13 protein-coding genes are annotated in these 20,857 nt (G+C 68.4%); 11 read left to right on the top strand and 2 right to left on the bottom strand.

What is annotated here, in order from left to right; genetic code table 11:
* Positions 1 to 46: 46 nt before the first annotated feature.
* The 3 genes from AC1DS6_RS20825 to pbpC are packed head-to-tail and all read left to right on the top strand — an operon-like array spanning position 47 to position 9,107.
* The gene (locus AC1DS6_RS20825; RefSeq protein WP_477103006.1) at positions 47 to 6,079 is read left to right on the top strand and encodes an alpha-2-macroglobulin family protein; all 6,033 of its coding nucleotides are present in this window, start codon (positions 47 to 49) and stop codon (positions 6,077 to 6,079) included.
* On the top strand, positions 6,076 to 6,777 hold the full coding sequence (locus tag AC1DS6_RS20820) for a lysoplasmalogenase (RefSeq protein WP_441632524.1): 702 nt from the start codon (positions 6,076 to 6,078) through the stop codon (positions 6,775 to 6,777). The genes AC1DS6_RS20825 and AC1DS6_RS20820 overlap by 4 nt, the downstream gene beginning before the upstream one ends.
* Positions 6,774 to 9,107: a penicillin-binding protein 1C gene (pbpC, locus tag AC1DS6_RS20815; RefSeq protein ID WP_441632522.1), complete on the top strand. Its 2,334-nt coding sequence runs from the start codon at positions 6,774 to 6,776 to the stop codon at positions 9,105 to 9,107. The genes AC1DS6_RS20820 and pbpC overlap by 4 nt, the downstream gene beginning before the upstream one ends.
* Here pbpC and AC1DS6_RS20810 read toward each other — a convergent pair.
* Positions 9,019 to 10,563: an MFS transporter gene (locus AC1DS6_RS20810; protein WP_477103005.1), complete on the bottom strand. Its 1,545-nt coding sequence runs from the start codon at positions 10,561 to 10,563 to the stop codon at positions 9,019 to 9,021. The two genes, pbpC and AC1DS6_RS20810, sit on opposite strands and share 89 nt — an antisense overlap.
* 153 nt (positions 10,564 to 10,716) lie before the next feature.
* Between AC1DS6_RS20810 and AC1DS6_RS20805 the strand changes: the two genes are divergently transcribed.
* From AC1DS6_RS20805 to AC1DS6_RS20795, 3 genes are all read left to right on the top strand, one after another.
* Positions 10,717 to 11,607, top strand: coding sequence for a LysR family transcriptional regulator (locus tag AC1DS6_RS20805; RefSeq protein WP_441632518.1), 891 nt, complete (start codon positions 10,717 to 10,719; stop codon positions 11,605 to 11,607).
* Positions 11,608 to 11,867: 260 nt separating this feature from the next.
* On the top strand, positions 11,868 to 12,845 hold the full coding sequence (locus AC1DS6_RS20800; RefSeq protein ID WP_441632516.1) for a delta(1)-pyrroline-2-carboxylate reductase family protein: 978 nt from the start codon (positions 11,868 to 11,870) through the stop codon (positions 12,843 to 12,845).
* A 280-nt stretch (positions 12,846 to 13,125) separates the two neighbouring features.
* Positions 13,126 to 13,854, top strand: coding sequence for an OmpW/AlkL family protein (locus tag AC1DS6_RS20795; RefSeq protein WP_045241997.1), 729 nt, complete (start codon positions 13,126 to 13,128; stop codon positions 13,852 to 13,854).
* Positions 13,855 to 13,945: 91 nt separating this feature from the next.
* Here the strand turns inward: AC1DS6_RS20795 and AC1DS6_RS20790 are convergent, their stop codons facing one another.
* On the bottom strand, positions 13,946 to 14,146 hold the full coding sequence (locus tag AC1DS6_RS20790; protein WP_035865681.1) for a heavy-metal-associated domain-containing protein: 201 nt from the start codon (positions 14,144 to 14,146) through the stop codon (positions 13,946 to 13,948).
* A gap of 260 nt (positions 14,147 to 14,406) precedes the next feature.
* On the opposite strand from AC1DS6_RS20790, the gene AC1DS6_RS20785 reads away from it, so the two are divergent.
* From AC1DS6_RS20785 to AC1DS6_RS20765, 5 genes are all read left to right on the top strand, one after another.
* On the top strand, positions 14,407 to 16,881 hold the full coding sequence (locus tag AC1DS6_RS20785; protein ID WP_441632513.1) for a heavy metal translocating P-type ATPase: 2,475 nt from the start codon (positions 14,407 to 14,409) through the stop codon (positions 16,879 to 16,881).
* The gene (gene cueR / locus AC1DS6_RS20780; protein WP_441632511.1) at positions 16,878 to 17,345 is read left to right on the top strand and encodes a Cu(I)-responsive transcriptional regulator; all 468 of its coding nucleotides are present in this window, start codon (positions 16,878 to 16,880) and stop codon (positions 17,343 to 17,345) included. Before AC1DS6_RS20785 ends, cueR begins: the two co-directional genes overlap by 4 nt.
* 76 nt (positions 17,346 to 17,421) lie before the next feature.
* Entirely contained in the window at positions 17,422 to 18,390 is a 969-nt protein-coding gene (locus AC1DS6_RS20775) for an alpha/beta hydrolase (protein ID WP_441632509.1), read from the top strand.
* Between the two features lie 168 nt (positions 18,391 to 18,558).
* Positions 18,559 to 20,259: a GMC family oxidoreductase gene (locus tag AC1DS6_RS20770; RefSeq protein ID WP_441632507.1), complete on the top strand. Its 1,701-nt coding sequence runs from the start codon at positions 18,559 to 18,561 to the stop codon at positions 20,257 to 20,259.
* Between the two features lie 357 nt (positions 20,260 to 20,616).
* Positions 20,617 to 20,857: ATP-binding cassette domain-containing protein (locus AC1DS6_RS20765; RefSeq protein WP_441632505.1), on the top strand; the 241-nt coding region annotated here is incomplete at its 3' end.

Below are 20,857 nucleotides of genomic sequence, written 5' to 3'. Positions count from 1 at the left end.
TCGGCGCATGTCACCCTCGCCGGGTGCCGTAAACGGGAGGGTCAGGATGACGCAGATCGTCGCTCGGATGGACAAGCGTGCGAAACGTGGTGAGTACTGGTGGGCCGGGTGGACCGCAGCGGCTTGCCTGCAGGTTGTGTTGGCGACGATGCCAGGTTCGGGCCAGGCCGCGCAGATTGCGCGCTTCTCGCCGGAGGGCGAGGTCTCGCGCGTGCGGCAGGTGGCGATCCGGTTCGACGAAGCGATGGTGCCGCTGGGCGACGCACAGGCAAGCCCGCCCGCGGTGGTGTCCTGCAGCGGCAGCGCAATCGCCGGACAGGCGCGCTGGATCGACGCGAAGAACTGGGTGTTCGATTTTGCGCGCGACCTGCCGCCCGGCGTCAAATGCGCGGTGCGCATTGTCGCGGGCCTGAAGAGCGAGGCAGGCAAGGCCTACGCCGGCAAGCCGGAGTACCGCTTCGAGACCGGCGGCCCGACCGTGGTGACGGCGCGGCCAGGTGGCGGCCAGATCGAGGAAGACCAGGTATTCGCGTTGCGCTTCAACGGGCCGGCCACCGCCGACTCGGTGCGCAGCGCCGCATGGTGCCAGGCTCAGGGCCTGGGCGAGCGCATTCCGGTGCGGCTGCTGGGCGGCAAGGAACGCGAGGCCGTGCTGGCCGCGCTGCACTGGAAGCTGAAAGCCGGCGAGGCCGACACCGTGCACCTGCTGGCCTGCCAGCAACGCCTGCCGTCCGGCGCGCGCATGCAACTTGTGCTGGGCGGCGGCATTGCCACGCCGTCGGGCCTGGCCACGCGCGACGAACGGCGCTTCGACTACACCGTGCGCGAGCCTTTCACCGCCAGCTTTACTTGCGAACGCGAACGCGCGCAGTCGCCTTGCACGCCGTTGCGCCCGATCTCGCTGTCGTTCTCGGCACCGATCTCGCGCAAGGATGCCGAGCATATCCTGCTCAATACGCCGAAAGGTCCGCGGGCTCCGCAATTCGAGCCGGGCGCGGCGCGCGACGCGCCCGTCAGCAGCGTCACCTTCACGCCGCCCTTTGCCGAGAAGACCGAGTTCACGCTGTCGGTACCTTCCGGCCTGAAGGACGACAGCGGCCGCGTGCTGTCCAATGCCGACCTGTTCCCCCTCAAGGTGAGCACGGCCGCGATGCCGCCGCTGGCCAAGTTCCCGGCCGCGCCGTTCGGCGTGCTTGAGCGTTTTGGCGAGCTGCCCAAGGGCAAGTCGCCGGCCGACTTCCCGGCGCTGTTGCCGGTGACGCTGCGCAATGTCGAAGCCGACCTGCCCGCGCTGGGCGTGCGCGCGCAAGCCGGCACCGTGCGCCGCCTCAAGGTGGATGACGACGGCGCCGTGCTGCGCTGGTACGGGCTGGTGCGCCGGCTGCACGAGAGCAGCTGGACCCGGAGCGAACTCGATGCCATTCTCGCGGGCCGGTCGCCGTCCGCCGTCAACAACCCGCGCAATGCGCCTTCCATCGAGACCCGTTCGATCTCGCTGCTCGATGGCGCGGCCGGCGCGCGCAAGCTTGCCATTCCGCAATTGTCGGAGCCGGGCGGCAAGGCGCCGCGGCCGTTCGAGGTGGTGGGCATTCCCTTGCCCGAAGCCGGTTTTCATGTGGTGGAAATCGCTTCGCCGATGCTCGGCGAGGCACTGCTCGGCAAGCCGGCGCCGATGTACGTGCGCACCGCCGCGCTGGTGACTAACCTTGGCGTGCATTTCAAGCTCGCGCGCGGCCCCGGCAAGATGACCGCGCTGGCCTGGGTCACCACGCTCGACGACGGCAAGCCGGTGGCCAATGCCGCCGTGGCGCTGCGCGATTGCAGCGGCAAGCTGCTGGCATCGGGCCGCACCGATGTCGCCGGGCTGGCCAGTTTCAACGGCGTGGACGACGTGCGCGAACGCAGTTGCGACGACACCGGGCTATCAGGCTATTTCGTCTCCGCCCGCATTGCCGCGGACCATCCGCAGGCGCGCGGCCAAGCCGACATGGCCTTCGTGATGTCCGGCTGGAACCAGGGCATCGAGAGCTGGCGTTTCAACGTGCCCACCGACACCAGCGTGGTGCCGGATGTGCGCGCCCATACGATCTTCGATCGCACCTTGCTGCGTGCTGGCGAAACGGTGTCGATGAAGCACGTGATCCGCACCGAGACCGCGAATGGTTTCGCGCTGCCGCCGGCAGGCGATCCCTTGCCGGAGAAGATGGTCATCCTTCACGAAGGCAGCGGCCAGACCTACGAGCAGCCGGTGCAGTGGCGCACCACAGCCACCGGCGGGCGCAGCGCCGAGAACACCTTCGCGATTCCGCAGGCGGCCAAGCTGGGTATCTACTCGGTATCGTTCAGCGATGCGAAGGATCGCGTGCTGGACAGCGGCAGCTTCCGTGTCGAGGCGTTCCGCCTGCCGGTGCTGGCGGGGACGCTCAAGGCGGGCAGCGGCGGGGCGCTGGTGGCGCCGCCTGAGGTGCCGCTCAACCTGGAAGTGCACTACGTATCGGGCGGCGGCGCGGCGGGCCTGCCGGTACAGGTGTCGGCACTGCTGCGCGACAAGTACGTGCGCTTTGCCGACTACGACGGTTACGCATTCGATGCGCCGCGCAAACCGCGCAAGGACAGCGGCGGCGACGAGGACGAAAGCGAGGACGGTGCCGCGCAGCGCGAAGAGGCGCAGAAGCTGGTTGCCGACAAGCTGCCGCTCAAGCTGGACAAGAATGGCAGCGGCACGCTGAACCTCAAGAACATGCCCAGGCTGGATGCGCCCAAGGACCTGGTGGTGGAATCGGGCTTTGCCGACCCCAACGGCGAGATTCAGACGCTACGGCAAACCGTGCCGCTGTGGCCGGCTGGCGTGGTGGCGGGGATCCGCACGGAGAGCTGGGTTTCGGTCAGGCAGAAACTCCTCGTACATGCCGTGGCGCTCGATCCGCAAGGGCGGCCGCAGGCCAACGTGCCGATCGCCCTGCGCGCGCAACTGCGCATCACCACGTCTGTGCGCAAGCGCGTGGTGGGCGGTTTCTATCGCTACGACAATCGCAACGAGAGCAAGGATCTCGGCAGCGTGTGCGAGGGCAGGACCGACGCGCAAGGCCGCATGCAATGCGAGGTTTCGTTGCCCGAGGCCGGACAGGTGGAGCTGATCGCGCAGGCCAGGGATAACGCGGGGCGCGTATCGCAGGCGGCTACCTCGGTGTGGGTGACGCGGCAGGGCGAACTGTGGTTCGGCGGCGAGAACAACGACCGCATCGATCTGCTGCCCGAGAAGAAGGCGTACGCGCCGGGCGAGACCGCGGTGTTCCAGGTGCGCATGCCGTTCCGCCACGCCACCGCGCTGGTGGCGGTGGAGCGCGAGGGCGTGCTGGAAACCAGCGTGGTGGAGCTCAACGGACGCGATCCCACCGTGCGGGTCAAGATCAGGCCGGAGTGGGGGCCCAATGTGTATGTGTCGGTACTGGCGCTGCGCGGACGCTTGCGCGAGGTGCCCTGGTATTCCTTCTTCACGTGGGGCTGGCGCCAGCCGGGCGAGTGGTGGCAGGCGTTCCGCAGCGAGGGCCGCGAGTATGCCGCGCCCACCGCGCTGGTCGATCTGTCCAAGCCGGCGTTCCGCCTCGGGCTGGCGGAGGTCCGCGTGGGCAACGAAGGCTACAGGCTTGATGTGAAGGTGACGCCGGACAAGACCAGTTATCCGGTGCGCGGCAAGGCGCAGGTGGCGGTGCAGGTGAAGCTGCCCGACGGCAAGCCCGCGGCCAATGGCGAAATCGCGCTGGCCGCTGTCGATGAAGCGCTGCTGGAGCTGATGCCGAACACAAGCTGGAACCTGCTCGACGCCATGCTGCGGCGGCGCAGCTACGGCGTGGAGACCGCTACCGCGCAGATGGAAATCATCGGCCGGCGCCACTACGGACGCAAGGCGGTGCCGGTCGGCGGCGGCGGCGGCAAGAGCCCCACGCGTGAGCTGTTCGATACCTTGCTGCTGTGGAACCCGCGCGTGCAGCTCGACGGCGATGGGCGGGCCACGCTGACGGTGCCGCTTAACGATTCGCTCACGCGCTTCCGCATCGTCGCCGTGGCGGACCTGGGCGTGAGCCGCTTTGGCAGCGGCAGTGCCAGCATCGCCGCCACGCAGGATCTGCAACTGATTTCGGGCCTGCCGCCGCTGGTGCGCGAGGAGGATCGTTACCGCGCGATGTTCACCTTGCGCAACACGACGCAGCGCGCTATGACGGTGCAGGCCGTGGCGCGCGTCAGTCCGCCGGGGCAGTCCGGACAGTCTCAGGCGCTGCCGGCGCAGACCGTGGAGATTCCCGCCGGCGAATCGCGCGAGACCGGCTGGGACGTCAACGCGCCGCTGTTGGCAGCGGGATCGCTGGTGCAGGAGGGCACGGTGCAGTGGGAGGTGGAAGCCACCGAGACCGGCAAGGCCGCCGGCGCCAGCGACCGCGTGAAGCTCTCGCAGCAGCTGGTGCCCGCGGTTCCACTTACCGTGCAGCAAGCCACGCTGGCGCAACTGGCGCCGGATCTGTCGGTGCCGGTGCGTGCGCCGCAGGGCGCGCTCGCGGACGCCACGGGCCAGCCTCGCGGTGGCCTGCAGGTGAACCTGCAAGCTTCGTTGGCGGGCGGCATGCCGGGCGTGCGCGACTGGTTCCGCAATTATCCGTTCTCGTGCCTGGAGCAGCGCGCCTCGCGCGCGGTCGGGCTGGGCGATGCGGTGCAGTGGAACGCGCTGACGGCGCAGTTGCCGGGCTATCTCGACGACGACGGGCTGGCCGCGTATTTTCCGCTGCAAAACGAGGGGAATGCCGGCAGCGAAGTGCTGACCGCATACCTGCTGGCCGTGTCCGACGAAGCCGTGCGCGCGGGCCTGCCGCTGCGCCTGCCCGACGAGACGCGCGAGCGCATGGAACGCGGGCTGGCCGCCTTCGTCGAGGGCCGCATCAAGCGCGAACGCTGGGCGCCCACGCAGGACCTGGAAGTGCGCAAGCTGGCCGCGCTCGAGGCGCTGTCGCGCAACGGGCACGCGCAGGCACGCATGCTCGGGTCGATCCAGATCCTGCCCGCGCAGTGGCCGACCTCGGCGTTGCTCGACTGGATCGCCGTGCTGTCGCGCGTGCAGGATATCCCGCAGCGCGACGAGCGGCTGGCGCAAGCGCAGCAGATCCTGCGTTCGCGGCTGACAGTGCAAGGCACGCGGCTGGCGTTCTCCACCGAGCGCGACGACAACTGGTGGTGGCTGATGAGCGGCGGCGATTTCAATGCGGCGCGCCTGCTGTCGCTGTCGCTCGACCTGCCCGGCTGGAAGTCGGAAAGCGCGCAACTCGCAACCGGCCTGCTCGGCCGCCAGATGCGCGGCGCCTGGGGCACCACCACGGCCAACGCGTGGGGCGCGCTGGCGATCACGCGCTTTGCGCAAGCCTTCGAGAAGACGCCGGTGGCGGGCGCGACGCGCGTGACGCTGGAGGGCGTGCCCGAGGCCACGCGCAGCTTCGACTGGGTGCGCGCCGCGAAGGTCGATGGCGTGGCCGGAGGCAGCGTCAGCCTGCCGTGGCCGCGCGCGGGGGTTGCCGCCAACTTGCGCGCCGGCCAGGAAGGCGCGGGGAAGCCCTGGGCCACGGTGCGCGCGCTGGCGGCGGTACCGCTGGCCTCGCCGCTGTCGGCGGGCTACCGCATTACGCGCAGCGTGACGCCGGTGGATCAGGCGGTGGCGGGCAAATGGTCGCGCGGTGACAGCTATCGGGTGAAGCTCCAGATCGACGCTCAGGCCGATATGACCTGGGTGGTGGTGAGCGATCCGGTGCCTGCCGGCGCCACCATCCTCGGCAGCGGCCTCGGGCGCGATTCGGAGATCGCCTCGCGCGGCGAGCGGCGCAAGGGGGCATGGCCCGCATTCACCGAGCGCACGCCGCAGGCCTTCCGCGAGTACTACGCCTACATGCCGCGCGGCAGCGCCACGGTGGAATACACCGTGCGGCTGAACAACGCCGGCGAGTTCGCGTTGCCGCCCACGCGGGTGGAGGCGATGTACGCGCCCGATGTGTTCGGCGCGCAACCCAATGCCAGACTGACCGTAGGAGCACGCCCTTGAGCTGGCTTGCGATGATGATGCCCGCGCGGGTGCGCGAATGGTGGCTGGCAGGCACGATGGCCGGGCTGGTCTACGGCGGCCTGCTGGTCACTGTGGCGATGGATTCGCCGCCCGGTGCGCCGTTGAATGGGCAGATTGCCTTCCAGCCGGTATGGAAGACGGCGATGGCGCTGCTGCTGGTGCGCGCGGCGCATTTCCACCCGCCGCGCCGCGAGCGGCGCTGGCTGATGGCGGCGCTGCTGTTCTCGGCGATCGGAGACTTCCTGCTGGCGATGCCGTGGCTGTCGTTCTCCTTTATCGGCGGGTTGGGGGCCTTCCTGATCGCGCACTTCGCTTACCTTGGCTTGTTCTTGCCGATGGCGGGCGACTGGCGGGCGCATCGCCTGCTCGCCTGCGGCATGGTGCTGGGCGCGGCCGGCGTCATGCTCGGGCGCTTTTGGCCCAACCTGGGCACGCTGGTGGTGCCGGTCTCGGTTTATGTGGTGGCGCTGGCGTCGATGGTTTGCGCCGCGCTGGTGGCGAAGCTGCCGACGGCGCTGGCGGCTATCGGCGCGGTGTTCTTCGCCGTGTCCGACGGTTTGCTCGGCAGCGCGCGTTTCCTGGTGCCGTTCGATACCTTCGCGCTTGGCATCTGGTGGACTTACGCGGTCGCGCAGGTGTTGCTGGTGGCCGGCGTGGTAGCCAGGCGAAGCGAATGAACGCAAGCCGGTACGCCGTGCGCGCCGTCCTCCTCGCTGCCTGCGTGGCGAGCGCGCAGGCGCATGCACTACCCACCTTCGATAGCGTTCGCGCAAGCTGGCGCAGCGCCGACGTAGTGGTGCTCGACCGCCACGGCGAGCCTTTGTCGCGCGTGCGCGACGACTTCCGGGCGCGGCGCGGCGACTGGGTCACGCTGGCGGAGATTTCGCCAGCGGTGCGCACCGCCATCGTGCTGTCCGAGGACCGGCGCTTCTATGCGCATAGCGGTGTCGACTGGCAGGGTGTGGCCGCCGCCGCGTGGGCCAATCTGTGGAACACGCGCACGCGCGGCGCGTCCACCCTGACCATGCAGCTCGCGGGCCTGCTCGACGAAGACCTGCGGCGTGCCGAGGGCGGGCGCAGCGTGAGCCAGAAGATGGCGCAGGCCGTGCGCGCCGCGGCGCTGGAGCGCAGCTGGAGCAAGGACCAGATACTCGAGGCCTATCTCAACCTGGTGCCGTTCCGCGGCGAGCTGGTGGGATTGTCCGCGCTGTCGCAGGCGCTGTTCGGCAAGTATCCCAGCGGGCTCGACGCACGCGAGGCGGCGCTCGCGGTGGCGCTGGTGCGCGCGCCCAATGCACGCGCGCCACAGGTGGCGCAGCGCGCCTGCGGCATCCTGCGCGAACAGCAGTTGCCCAAGGCGTGCGACGGGCTGGACGGCTTTGCGCAACTGGCGTTGCTGCGCAGTGGCGGCGGTGCGGGCAGCGCATCTGCATCCTCCGCACAGGCGTCGGCCCTGGCGCCGGATCTCGCACCGCATCTGGCGCGCCTGCTGGTCGCGCAAGCGCGTGCCGCGGGCACCGTACCGCCCACCATCACATCCACCCTCGATGCCGGCTTGCAGCGTGCCGCTTCGCGCAGCCTGGACCGTCATCTGCGCGAACTCGCCGGACGCAACGTGGAAGATGGCGCGGTGGTGGTGATCGACAATGCCAGCGGCGACGTGCTCGCCTACGTCGGTTCGTCAGGCGTCCTGTCGGCGGCCGCGCAGGTCGACCACGCGGCGGCGCCGCGCCAGGCCGGCTCCACGCTCAAGCCTTTTCTGTACGAGCAGGCGCTCGAGGCGCGGCGGCTGACCACGGCATCCCTGCTCGACGACCGGCCGGTCAACCTGCCTACCGGCGGGGGCGGCGGGCTCTATGTGCCGCAGAACTATGACCGCCAGTATGCGGGTTGGGTCAGCATGCGCGCGGCGCTGGCTTCCTCGCTCAACGTCCCCGCGGTGCGCACGCTGGTGATGGTGACGCCGCATCGATTCCACCAGCGCCTGACGGCGCTCGGGTTGCCGCTTGCTCAGGCTGGCGACTACTATGGCTACAGCCTGGCGCTGGGCAGCGCCGACGTACCGCTGGCCGCGCTCACCAATGCGTATCGCGCATTCGCCAACGGCGGGCGCTACGCCCCCGCGCGATGGCGCACCGATGCGGCGCCCGGGGCGGCGCGCGCCGTGATGTCGCCGGCTGCCAGCTACCTGGTGGCGGACGTGCTGTCGGACCGCCACGCGCGGGCGCGCACGTTCGGTCTCGACAGCCCGCTCACCACGCGCTTCTGGACCGCGGTCAAGACGGGTACGTCGAAGGACATGCGCGACAACTGGTGCGTGGGCTGGTCGCAGCGCTACACCGTGGGGGTGTGGGTGGGCAATGCCAGCGGCGCGAGCATGCACGAGGTGTCGGGCGTGTCCGGCGCGGCGCCGGTGTGGCACGAAATCATGGACGCGTTGCACCGCTCGGTGCCGAGCGTGGCGCCGGTCATGCCCGCGGGCGTGGAACGTGTACCGCTGCGCTTTGCCGATGATCTCGAACCCGCGCGCGACGAAGTCTTCCTGGCCGGTACGGCATTGCGCATGGTCAACCTGGCCAGCGCGGATAGCGCGCGCGGCGCCGCGCGTACGGACAAGCAGGGCGGCAGCCAGGATCGCGCAGCCGCCATTGCAAGTCCCGCCGACGGCACCGTGTTCGCGCTTGATCCCGATATCCCGCCGACGGCGCAGCGTGTGTGGTTCCACGCCGAAGGGGTCAGCGGGCAGACCGCGCAGCGCGTCAGCTGGCGCATGGACGGCAAGCCGCTGGGGCGTGGAGGGCAACTGGCCTGGCTGCCCTGGCCGGGCCGGCACCAGGTGGAACTGCTGGATGCCGCCGGCAAGGTGGTGGACCAGATCGGCATCGAGGTGCGCGGCGCGGTGGCGAAGGCGCCGCTGACTATGCCGGCTCCGGCGCGGATCCGGAGCGATGCGGCAAGCGTGAATGACTCAGGAAGCCGAACACCAGCGCCGCCGACACCACGGTGATTGCCGCGAGGATATACAGCAGCAGGTGGAATGCGTCGCCGTAGCCTTGCACCAGCGCGTGCTGGCCGGCTTGGGGCAGCAGGGACATGGCGCGCGGCAGGTCGCCCATGGCGAGCCGGTGGGCGGCTTCCGGCAGTGCTGTGGCAGGCCCGGCGATGGGCAGGCCATGCAGCCTGGACTCGGCGAGCCCCGCGAGCGTGGCGCCGACGATGGCCAGCGCAATGCCTTCCCCGGCGACCCGCGTCGTGTTGAAGATGCCTGTGGCCATGCCGGCGCGCTCCCTGGGCACCACGCTCACGGCCAGGCCATCCATCAAACCCCAGGGCAGGCTGATGCCAAGCCCAATGGTCAGCATGGGCAGCACCAGCGCCGCGCCTGGCTGGCCGGGCGCGCATTGCGCCAGCCACAGCAAGCCGCCGGTGCAGACCAGCAAGCCCAGGCCTGAGATGAATCCCGCCGCGAGCCAGCGCGTCAGCTGGCCAGCCAGCAGCGGCACCACCAGCATGGGGGCGGAGAGGGCAATCATCATGCGGCCCGCTTCCATCGCGCTGTAGCCCTCGATGCCGATCAGGCGGATGGGGAGCAGCACTTGCAGCACCACGTAGGAATACGCTGGCGCGGCGGCGAGGAATTGCACGCCGACAAAGCGCGGATAGCGAAACAGCGACAGGTCCAGCATGGGTGCGCGCACGCTCCGTTCGATGACGATGAACGCCGCCAGCAGTACCACCGCGCCCGTCAGCTGGATGACCACCGGCGGGCTGCTCCAGCCGTTCTCCGGTGCGCTCAATACGGCATAGGTGAACAAGGCCAGCGCGCCCGTGAAGGTGGCCGCACCCGGCCAGTCGAGCCCGGTGGCGGCGGGGTCGCGCGACTCGCGCATGCAGCGGGCGCCCGACACCAGCGCGCATGCGGCGATCGCGGTTGCGCTGAGAAACACTGAGCGCCAGCCATGGTGCTGGATCAGGAATCCGGCTAGTACGGGGCCGAACGCCAGTCCGACGCCGAAGGTGGTGCCCAGCAAGCTGAAGGCGCGGGTAGCGGCCTGGCCCTCGAACTCTTGCGCCAGTGCTGCCACACCGCCGGACAATGCCGCGGCGCCGGCTACCCCCTGCGCTGCGCGCAGGAAGGCGAGCCAGGTGGTGTCGGGTGCCGCGCTCAGGGCCAGGGAGGCGAGTCCGAAGCCGGCGATGCCTGCGATGAAGATGCGCTTGCGTCCAAAGCGGTCCGCCAGTGCGCCGGCGGCCATCAGGCAACTCCCAAAACTCAGCATAAAGGCGTTGGTGACCCAGCTCAGCGCGATGGGGCTGCCGCCAAGGTCATCGGCAATCGCCGGCAACGCCACGGCGGGCCCGGTGAAGCTCAGCGGCATGGCCAGTGCCGCAAGGCAGACAGCGCCCAGGATCAACAGTTTTTGCGCGGTCTTGCGCACGGCGGGCTGTGCAGGTGTGCTCATCGGAAGTCCGTGTCGGGAGGCGAGGGGAGCGGGCACGTTCGATAGCCGACAGCGCCACTCCGCGAAAGTGCACTGATGATAGGATCGCTTTAATGTTGCTTAAAGCACCGTGATTTCCGCTAATAACGGACAAAAATTCTCTAATGGCCCGGTATGGATAGTCTCAGCGGTTTGTATGCCTTCGTGCGCGCAGCGGAGTCGCGCAGTTTCGTCGCCGCAGGGCGGCTGCTCGGCGTATCGTCATCCGCCATCGGCAAGAGCGTGATGCGGCTCGAATCCCGGGTCGGCATTCGCCTGTTTCACCGCAGCACGCGCCAGATCAGGCTGACGGAGGAGGGCGAGCTCTTCTTCGAGCGCTGCCGGCGCATCCTCGGCGAAATCGATGAAGCCGAACTCGAGTTGACGCGGCTGAAGGAGGCGCCGCGCGGCCGGTTGCGCATCAGCGTCCCGGCGATCGGCTATCGCCTGCTGCTGCCGGACCTGGCCGCGTTCTGCGCGGCTTATCCGGAGATCGAGTTCGACCTGGACTTCAGCGACCGCATGGTCAATGTGGTCGAAGAGGGCTTCGACATGGTGATCCGCAGCGGCGAACTGTCGGATTCCCAACTGATGGCCAGACGCCTGCGTCCATTCCGTTTTGTGGTTTGTGCTTCGCCCGGGTATTTTGCGAGTCGCGGCATGCCGCGGCTGCCGAAGGACCTGGAGCAGCACGCATGCCTGCGCTACCGGTTTCCCTCCAGCGGGAAACTCCAGGACTGGGTGCTGGTGGAGGATGCCGGTGCTGAGGCATTACGGTTGCCGGCCGCCTTCGCGTTGAACAATATCGAAGCCGTACTGGCTGCCGCAATCGACGGCCTGGGCATTTGCTATGTGCCGGATTTTGTCGCGCAAGACGCGCTGCGCGACAAGCGCCTGGAAACCACGCTGGACGAATACAACGTGGTCCAGGGTACGTTCTGGATGCTGTGGCCATCGAGCCGGCACATGCTGCCGAAGCTTCGGGTGCTGGTCGACTTCCTGTCCTGGCGGGAGGGTCAGGCTTGATCGTGAAGTTGTGCTTGGCTGGGGCCCGCCATGGTCCGCGGGGGTTCCCCTCGGCCCTGGCTGCATGGGCATGAGCAAGTTGACGGTGCCCATGATGATGGAATTTTTATTCGTGATATCAATCACGTGGCATCTAATTTAATCAATGATATTAATACGGGTGATGTACGTAGACCGCATCGCAGTAGCGGGTACGCGTTACCCAGGTGGCGAGTTCGCCGATAATCCAGCATCGCGAACCGCCTCCAGAGTTATCCGCCATGTCCCTTGCCCTGCTCGACGCCGCCCAGACCGCGGCCCGCCTGCCGTATCCCGCGCTGGCCCGCGCCATTGCCGGCATGCTGGCCGAACTGCGCGCCGGCACGGCCATGGCGCCGCCACGCATTGCCTTGCCGGTGGGCGATGCGGCCGGTGGCGAAGGCACGCTGCTGGTGATGCCGGCGCGTAACCGAGAACTGGTGATGACCAAGAACATCACCGTGCACCCCGGCAATCCGCGGCGCGGCCTGCCCAATATCCTCGGTGAAGTGGTGGTGGCCGACGCCCATACCGGGCGCCGGCTGGCGCTGCTGGACGGTCCCACCGTGACCGGCCGGCGTACCGCCGCCGTGTCGCTGCTGGCGGCGCAGACCTTCGCCCCGGAGCCCGGCGGCGAACTGTTGATCATTGGTGCCGGCGTGCAGGCCCAGACGCATCTGGAAGCCTTTGTGGCCGGGCTGACGCCGCGTCGCGTGTGGTTGCATTCGCGCACGGCCGCCAAGGCCGAAGCCCTCGCCGCGCACGCGCGCACGCTCGGTGTCGAGGCGCAGACGGTGGCGGACGTGAGCGCCGTGCTGCCGCGCGTGTCGATGGTGGTGACCGTGACGTCCAGCCTGACCCCGGTGCTGCCGGACCTGGATAGCGGCTTGTGGCGCGACGAGCATTTCATTGCCGCGGTCGGCGCTTTCCGCCCGGAGATGTGCGAGCTGCCACCGGCTTTGTGCCAGGCGGCTTCGGCGCATGGCCGGCTGCTGGCCGACACATCGTTCGGCATCGAGGAGGAGGCGGGCGACCTGCTGCAGGCGGGCATCGACTGGGCCACCGTGCAGCCCTTCGAGCAAGCCATCCTCGCCGCCGACGAACTGCGCGCGCGCAGGGGCAGCCCGCTGGTATTCAAAAGTGTCGGCTATGCCTTGTGGGACCTGGCCGCCTGTGTGCTGGCCAGCGCCGGACCCGAGGCGGGCAACCCGGCGGCCTGACACCTTCGTACTGTGCTTCGGGAGCCTCGCCGGCCGGTGGACTATGGGAATTCCCTTGTCCAAAGTAGGCCTATACCGCGCAGTAGGATTTTCGGCCGGCGGGCGTCGCATATTCGTTACAGTTTTGAACGCGATTTCGCCGTGATTTGTCGCTTTTTTAATGGTTAACCCGCACTTTAGGGTGAGCCTTCTACAAATGTGTTAAGCGCTTGAAACAGACGGGTCATACCAAGCAGGATAATGCGTGCCTCGGGTAGAGAATTAACTAGGAGTAAGAGGCATGTCCCATAAGAAGATCCTGCTGGCCAGCGTAGCCATGCTAATCGCCGGTGCCGCGCAAGCGCAAAGCGCCGGCAGCAACATCGTCAGCCTGGGCTGGTTCCGCGTGATGCCGACCAGCTCCGCCGACCCGCTGGTGGTCGATAGCATCAACGGTGCTCCCGTTGGCCTGACCGAGACCGGTACCAGCGCCAAGATCAAGTCCGCGGATACGCTTGGCATCGCGTTTACCCACTACTTTACGGACAATATCTCGGGTGAATTCGTGGCCGGCATCCCGCCGAAGCACGATGTGCAGGGCTCGGGGTCGTTTTCCAAGTACGGCACGCTGGGCAATGTGAAGCAATGGAGCCCGGCGCTGCTGGTGAAGTACCACTTCCTGGAAGCGAAGTCCAAGTTCCGCCCCTATGTGGGCATCGGCGTGAACTACACGTGGTTCACCGATGAGACCATCAGTAACCAGACGTTTGTGAAGTCCGAGTTCGGTCCGAAAGCCACGATGTCGGCCAGCGCCAAGAGCTCGTGGAACCCGGTCTTCAATATCGGCGCCAACTATGCCGTGACCGACAACTGGTTTGTCGGCCTGTCGGTTTCCTACCTGCCGCTGTCCAGCACCGCTACGCTGACTACGCAGAACGCCGGTCCGGCGGGCAATGCCACCGTGGTGTCGCACACCAAGATCAAGATCGATCCGGTAGTGACCTTCCTGAACGTCGGCTACCGCTTCTAAGCTGCCGTATCGCCAGAAAGCAAACGGGCGCCTCTCGCGAGGCGCCCGTTTTGTTTTCCGGGCAGCCGCGGGCCATGCCCGCGGTGCCAGCTTATGCGCTGGCTTTGACGGGATAGCCGGCCGCTTCAATCGCCTCGCGCAGCGCCTGGCTGCTTGCCGTGGCTTCGACCATAACCGCCTGCGCGGGAATGTCGGCCGACACCTTCGCGGCCGGATCGAGCGCCTGTACGGCGCGGGTGATGGCGCCCACGCAGTGGCCGCACGACATGCCTTCAACCTGGAACTGGATCATCTGGAATCTCCTGTAGGAAAGGATTCAATGAAAGCGTCCGGCGGCCCCGGAAAAAGCGTACCCACCGCTGCGCTGACCGGGCCGGACTGCATCTACCCCTGAAGTTTGCACCTTCCCACGGTGGCAAGCGCAAGGCCTTTTCGAAGCAAGGTCCGCTTGCGCGGGTGATTGAAGAGTGGCTTGTCTTCGCCCTTGACCTTCCCAGCATGGTAAGGTCCATCATGTGTTGGTCATCATTGAGGATCTCTTTCCTTCAGGCCATGCCCGCCAATTCCCAAGTTCTTCCCGTACCCGGCGCAGCGGCGAGCGCGCCGGCTTCCGAATGGCGCCTGCCGATCGGCGGCATGACGTGCGCCTCATGCGTGCGGCGTGTCGAAACCGCGCTGGGCAAAGTGCCTGGCGTGCGGCAGGTCGCCGTTAACCTCGCCACCGAAGAGGCCACGCTGCAAGCCGATAGCGCGGCGGTGTTGCCCGCCGCGGCCGAGGCGGTGAAGGCTGCCGGCTACGAGGTACCGCACCAGGCCATTGCCTTGTCCATCAGCGACATGACGTGCGCGTCCTGCGTGGCCCGCGTCGAGCGTGCCTTGAAAGCGGTGCCGGGCGTGGTGGATGCGCAGGTCAACCTGGCCACGGAGCAGGCCGAGGTCACGGTGCTGCGCGGTGCCGTGGACGCCGATGCGCTGGCCGCGGCGGTCGCGCGCGCCGGCTATGGCGCCGTGCCGGTGGGCGGCGAATTGCCCGCGGGCGCGGCAGGCGAGGGCTTCTGGTCCGGGCCGTGGCCGGTGGCGATCTCGGCGGCGCTGTCGCTGCCGCTGGTGGCGCCGATGGTGGCGCAATGGTTCGGCGTGCACTGGATGCTGCCGGCCTGGGTGCAATGGTTGCTGGCCACGCCCGTGCAGTTCGTCTTCGGCTGGCGTTTCTATAAGGCGGGCTGGAAGGCGGTGCGCGCGGGCGCCGGCAATATGGACCTGCTGGTCGCGCTCGGCACTTCGGCGGCCTATGGCTTGTCCCTGTGGCTGATGTGGCGCGGCGCGGACGGCATGCCGCACCTCTACTTCGAAAGCGCGGCGGTGGTCATCACGCTGGTGCGGCTGGGCAAGTGGCTGGAGACGCGCGCCAAGCGCCAGACCGCCGACGCCATCCGCGCGCTTGCCGCGCTGCGCCCCGATAGCGCGATCGTGCGTCGCGATGGCGGCGAAGTCACGGTGCCACTGGGCTTGGTACGGGTGGGCGACGAGATCGTGGTGCTGCCGGGCGCACGCGTGCCCGTCGACGCTCAAGTGATCGAGGGCAGCAGTCATGCCGACGAATCGATGCTGACCGGCGAGAGCCTGCCGGTGCCCAAGGAGCCTGGCACGCTGCTGACCGGCGGTGCCATCAATTACGAAGGCCGTCTGGTTGCGCGCACCGTGGCGGTGGGCGCTGAAACGGTGCTGGCCCGCATTATCCGCATGGTCGAGCACGCGCAGGCGGCCAAGGCGCCGATCCAGCGCATGGTCGACCGCGTCAGCTCGGTGTTCGTGCCGGTAGTGCTGGGTATCGCCATGGTCACGCTGCTGGGCTGGGGCGTGCTCGGCGGCAACTGGGAAGCGGCCTTGCTCAACGCGGTGGCTGTGCTGGTGATCGCCTGCCCGTGCGCGCTCGGCCTGGCGACGCCGACGGCGATCATGGCGGGCACCGGCGCGGGCGCGCGCGCCGGCATCCTGATCAAGGACGCCGAGGCACTGGAAGTGGCGCACCGGGTCAAGGTGGTGGCTTTCGACAAGACCGGCACGCTCACGGTGGGCAAGCCGGAAGTGGTGGCGCTGGCGGTGCCCGAAGGCGCCGGCGCGGACGAAGCGCAACGCTTGCTGGCACGCCTGGCCGCGCTGCAGGCCGGCAGCGAGCATCCGCTCGCGCATGCCGTGCTGGCGGCGGCCCGTGCGCGCGGCATCGAGGCGCCGACGGCTACCGATGTGCGCGCGCTGCCGGGCATGGGCCTGGCCGGCAAGGTGGACGGCGTGGCGCTGCAGCTCGGCAGCGAGCGCCTGCGTGCTTCGCTGGGCGCAGCACCGGGTACGCTCGGCGCACAGGCGCAAGCACTGCAGGACCAGGGGCGCACGGTGTCCTGGCTGATCGAGACGGGCGCGCAGGATGCGTCGCCTGCGCAAGGACTGCCGCGCGTGCTGGGCCTGGTCGCTTTTGGCGACGCCATCAAGCCCGGCGCGCGCCGCGCGATCGACCGGCTGCGTGCCGCTGGCGTGCGTACCGTGATGCTGTCCGGCGACAACAGGGGAGCCGCGGCACGCGTGGCCGAGACGCTCGGGCTGGACGAGGTGCAGGCGGAAGTGCTGCCGGCCGACAAGGCGGAGCGCGTCATCGGACTCAAGGCGGGTGGCACCGTGGTGGCGATGGTGGGCGACGGCATCAACGATGCGCCGGCGCTGGCCGCTGCCGATGTCGGGATTGCCATGTCCACCGGCACCGACGTGGCCATGCATGCCGCCGGCATCACGCTGATGCGCGGGGATCCGGCGCTGGTGGCCGATGCGCTGGCGATCTCGCGCCGCACTGTGCGCAAGATTCGCGAGAACCTGTTCTGGGCCTTCTTCTACAATGTGATCGGTATCCCCCTGGCGGCAGCCGGCTTGCTGAACCCGGTGGTGGCCGGCGCGGCCATGGCATTCTCCAGCGTGAGCGTGGTCGGCAATGCACTGTTGTTGCGGCGCTGGAAGCCGGCGGGAGACAGAGCATGAATATCGGTGAAGCGGCACAAGCTTCCGGCGTCTCCGCCAAGATGATCCGGCACTACGAAGCCATCGGCTTGCTGGCGGCGCCGCCGCGCAGCGAGGGCGGCTACCGGCGCTACGACGAGCGCGCGGTGCACACCTTGCGCTTCGTGCGGCGTGCCCGTAATCTCGGGTTCTCGCTGGACGAGATACGCGGCCTGCTGTCGTTGTGGCATGACCGCGCGCGGGCCAGCGCCGATGTCAAGGCGCTTACCTTGCGTCACGTGGCGGAGCTAGAGCAGCGCATCGCCGAGCTGGCCGCCATGCGCGACACGCTGCGCCAGCTGGCCGAGGCCTGCAGCGGCGACGCGCGGCCCGATTGCCCGATCCTGGCGGATATGGCGCGGGCCGGCCTGGACGAGGCTGGCGGCGTGGCAATGCCTGATTGCCATCGCCATGCCCGTGAAGGGGACGGCACGGCGGCCACCTAGCCGCGCGGCGCCGGCCAGTGGAACCGTAGCGCCGTACCAGCACCACCGTAGCGGAACAGATATGGAGACCAATCGCATGGATCGACCGAGTACCGCTGCTCCCGCCGGGGCTCCCGCGAGCATTGCTGGCGGTGGTGCCGGCGAGGCCGGTGGCGCTGGTTCCGGCGCCGCGGCACCGGCGCGGCCTGTCGTTCCCTCTGAAAGCCGCCAGCGCATGCGTGACGGCACGGAGCTGCTGCTGCGTACCTGGCAGCCCGATCCCGACTCCTTTCCCGAGGCCACTGGCTCGCTCTTGCTGGTTCATGGCCTGGCCGAGCATTGCGGCCGCTACCAGCACGTGGCCGAGCTGTTGTGCGGCCTGGGCCTGCGCGTGCGCGCCTACGACCAGCGGGGCCATGGCGCCAGCGGCGGTCCGCGCATGGTGGCCGGGCACCCGGACGTGTTTGTCGACGACCTCACCGAAATCCACGATGCGGCCTTGAGCCAGTGGAAGGAACTGCCATTCCTGCTGGGCCATAGCATGGGCGGCCTGGTGGCGGCGCGTTTTGCCACGGCACGGGTGCGGCCCGTGCGCGCGCTGGTGCTGTCGTCGCCGGCGCTGGCATTGAAACTCTCCGCACCGATGCTGACGCTGCACCACATATTGCTGGCGCTGGCGCCGCGCCTGCGCGTGCCGAACCCGATCGACGCGCGCTACCTCTCGCACGATGCGGCGGTGGTGGCGCGGTATCGCGCCGATCCGCTGGTGCAGGGCACCATCAGCGCCAGCGTGCTCGAGACGTTCCTGCGCGGCATGGCGCAGGCGCAGGCCGATGCGATCTTGCTGGAAGCGCCCACGCTGATGCTCGTCGCGGGCGACGATCGCATCGTCGACCCGGCCGGTAGCCGCCGCTTCTGCGATAGTGCGCCGCGCGACCTGTGCGAAGCGCGCTGGTTCGATGGCGCTTACCACGAGATTTTCAACGAGGCCCAGCCGTTGCGCGGCGAGGTTTTTGCCGCGCTCGCCGATTGGCTGCGCAAGCATTTGCAGCCGCAGGCTGCGTGAGCGCATGATGCGTTGCCGGCTGCGGCTTCCTGAACCATTGCGCGCGGCCATGGCCCAAGTTCCGCAGCCCGCGCAGGGCCGCATGGTTTCGCAAGCCCGGCGGAGCGTTCCCGTGCGGGCCCATCTTCAACCCTTTCAAACGCGGCGCAAGGCCTGACAAGAAAAAGCATGGAGACTTACGACTACATCATCGTCGGCGCCGGTTCGGCCGGCTGCGTGCTGGCCAACCGCCTGACCCTGGACCCCGAGGTGAGCGTGTTGCTGCTCGAAGCCGGCGGGCGCGACGACTATCACTGGATCCATATCCCGGTGGGCTACCTGTATTGCATCGGCAACCCCCGCACCGACTGGATGTACCGCACCGCCGCGGAGGCTGGCCTGAACGGCCGCACGCTGGGCTATCCGCGCGGGCGCGTGCTGGGCGGCTCGTCGTCGATCAACGGCATGATCTATATGCGCGGGCAGCGCGAGGACTATGACGACTGGGCACGCCTGACGGGCGACGACGGCTGGCGCTGGGACAATGTGCTGCCGCTGTTCAAGCGCAGCGAGGACCATCATCGCGGCGGCGACGAATTCCACGGCGCCGGCGGCGAATGGCGGGTGGAAGGGCAGCGTCTGCACTGGGATATCCTTGAGCGCTTCATCGAGGCCGCCGAGCAGGCCGGCATCCCGCGCACCGACGATTTCAATCGCGGCGATAACTTCGGCGTGGGCTACTTCGAGGTCAACCAGCGCCGCGGCATTCGCTGGAATACCGCCAAGGCCTTCCTGCGCCGCGCGGCCGAACGGCCCAACCTGACCATCGTCACCGGCGCGCAGGTCAGCGCCCTGACGTTCGATGGACGGCGTTGCAGCGGCGTGGCCTATCTCGGCGGCGGCACGCCGTTCACGGTGGCGGCGCGCGAGGAGGTGATCCTGGCGGCGGGCGCGGTCAATACGCCGCAGCTGCTGGAGCTGTCCGGCGTCGGCCAGCCCGAGCGGCTGCGGGCGCTGGGCATCTCTGTGCGCCATGCGCTGCCCGGCGTGGGCGAGAACCTGCAGGACCACCTGCAACTGCGCAGCGTGGTGAAGGTGGAAGGCGTGCGCACGCTCAATACCCGCGCGGGCAGTTGGTGGGGCAAGCTCGGCATCGGCCTGCAGTACGCGGTCAACCAGAGCGGCCCGATGAGCATGGCGCCGTCGCAACTGGGCGCGTTCGCGCGCTCGGACGCTTCGTACGCGCGGCCCAATCTCGAGTACCACGTCCAGCCGCTATCGCTCGACAAGTTCGGCGATCCGCTCCATCGCTTCAATGCCTTCACGGCCAGCGTGTGCAATCTGCGCCCGACCTCGCGCGGCAGCGTGCATATCGCCGATCCGGACTTCCGCCATGCGCCGGTGATCGCGCCCAATTACCTGTCCACCGATGCGGACCGCAAGGTCGCGGCAGATTCGCTGCGGTTGACGCGGCGCATCGTGGCATCGCCGGCGCTGGCACCCTACAAGCCGCTGGAATGGCTGCCCGGCGCGGCCCTGCAGACCGACGAGCAGCTCGCTCAGGCAGCGAGCGAAATCGGCACCACTATCTTCCATCCGGTGGGCACCTGCCGCATGGGGCGTCCCGACGATCCGCAGGCGGTGGTGGACCAGCGCCTGCGCGTGATCGGCATCGATGGTCTGCGCGTGGTGGATGCCTCGGTGATGCCGCTGATCACCTCGGGCAATACCAACTCGCCCACCATCATGATCGCGGAGCGCGCCAGCGACATGATCCGCGAAGACCGGCGCCTGCGCGTGAGCGGCGTGGCCGGCAAGGTGGCGGGGGATGCTGTTTCCCCGGCGGAAGCCTCGCTCGCCGTCAAGGCGGGAGCCGCAACCCAGGCCTGAATGCGCCGGCATCGCAAAACTGACGCGAACCTGACACCAACCTGACATCTGGTTCATGTTTCATAATTAGTGCAAACCCGGATGTTTTGCGACGCAGCAGACGCACACAATAGACGCCGAGATGCCGTGCAGTACCGCTCACATTGGCGCGCCCTCCCCAGGGCGCGTCGCGCGTTCAGGGAGGGCGGGGCACGGCGGGTAGAAAAAGACAAGCGGCGCCAACGCCGCAGCAGCCACGGGGAGCGCAACTGGATTGGCGCGACCCGTGCCGTGGTGGTGCGACAGGCACCACAGTTCTGACCATTTGGCGGTGCCGACCAGAAGCCGGGGCCGCAGCAAGAGGGCGGGCAGGAGACCATGAATCAGCAAGACACGATCCTGGAAACGCGGAACCTCACCAAGGAGTTCAAGGGGTTTACCGCGGTGAGCGACGTCAACCTGCGGGTGAGCCGCGGGTCCATCCATGCCTTGATCGGCCCCAACGGCGCCGGCAAGACCACGTGCTTCAACCTGCTCACCAAGTTCCTAGAGCCGACGACCGGCACGATCCTGTTCAACGGCATCGACATCACGCGCGAGAAACCGGCGCAGATCGCCC

This window comes from Cupriavidus sp. 05L310, from assembly GCF_056398185.1.
Note: the sequence above shows the minus strand (reverse complement) of the source record. Positions and strands in the feature narration are given on the sequence as shown.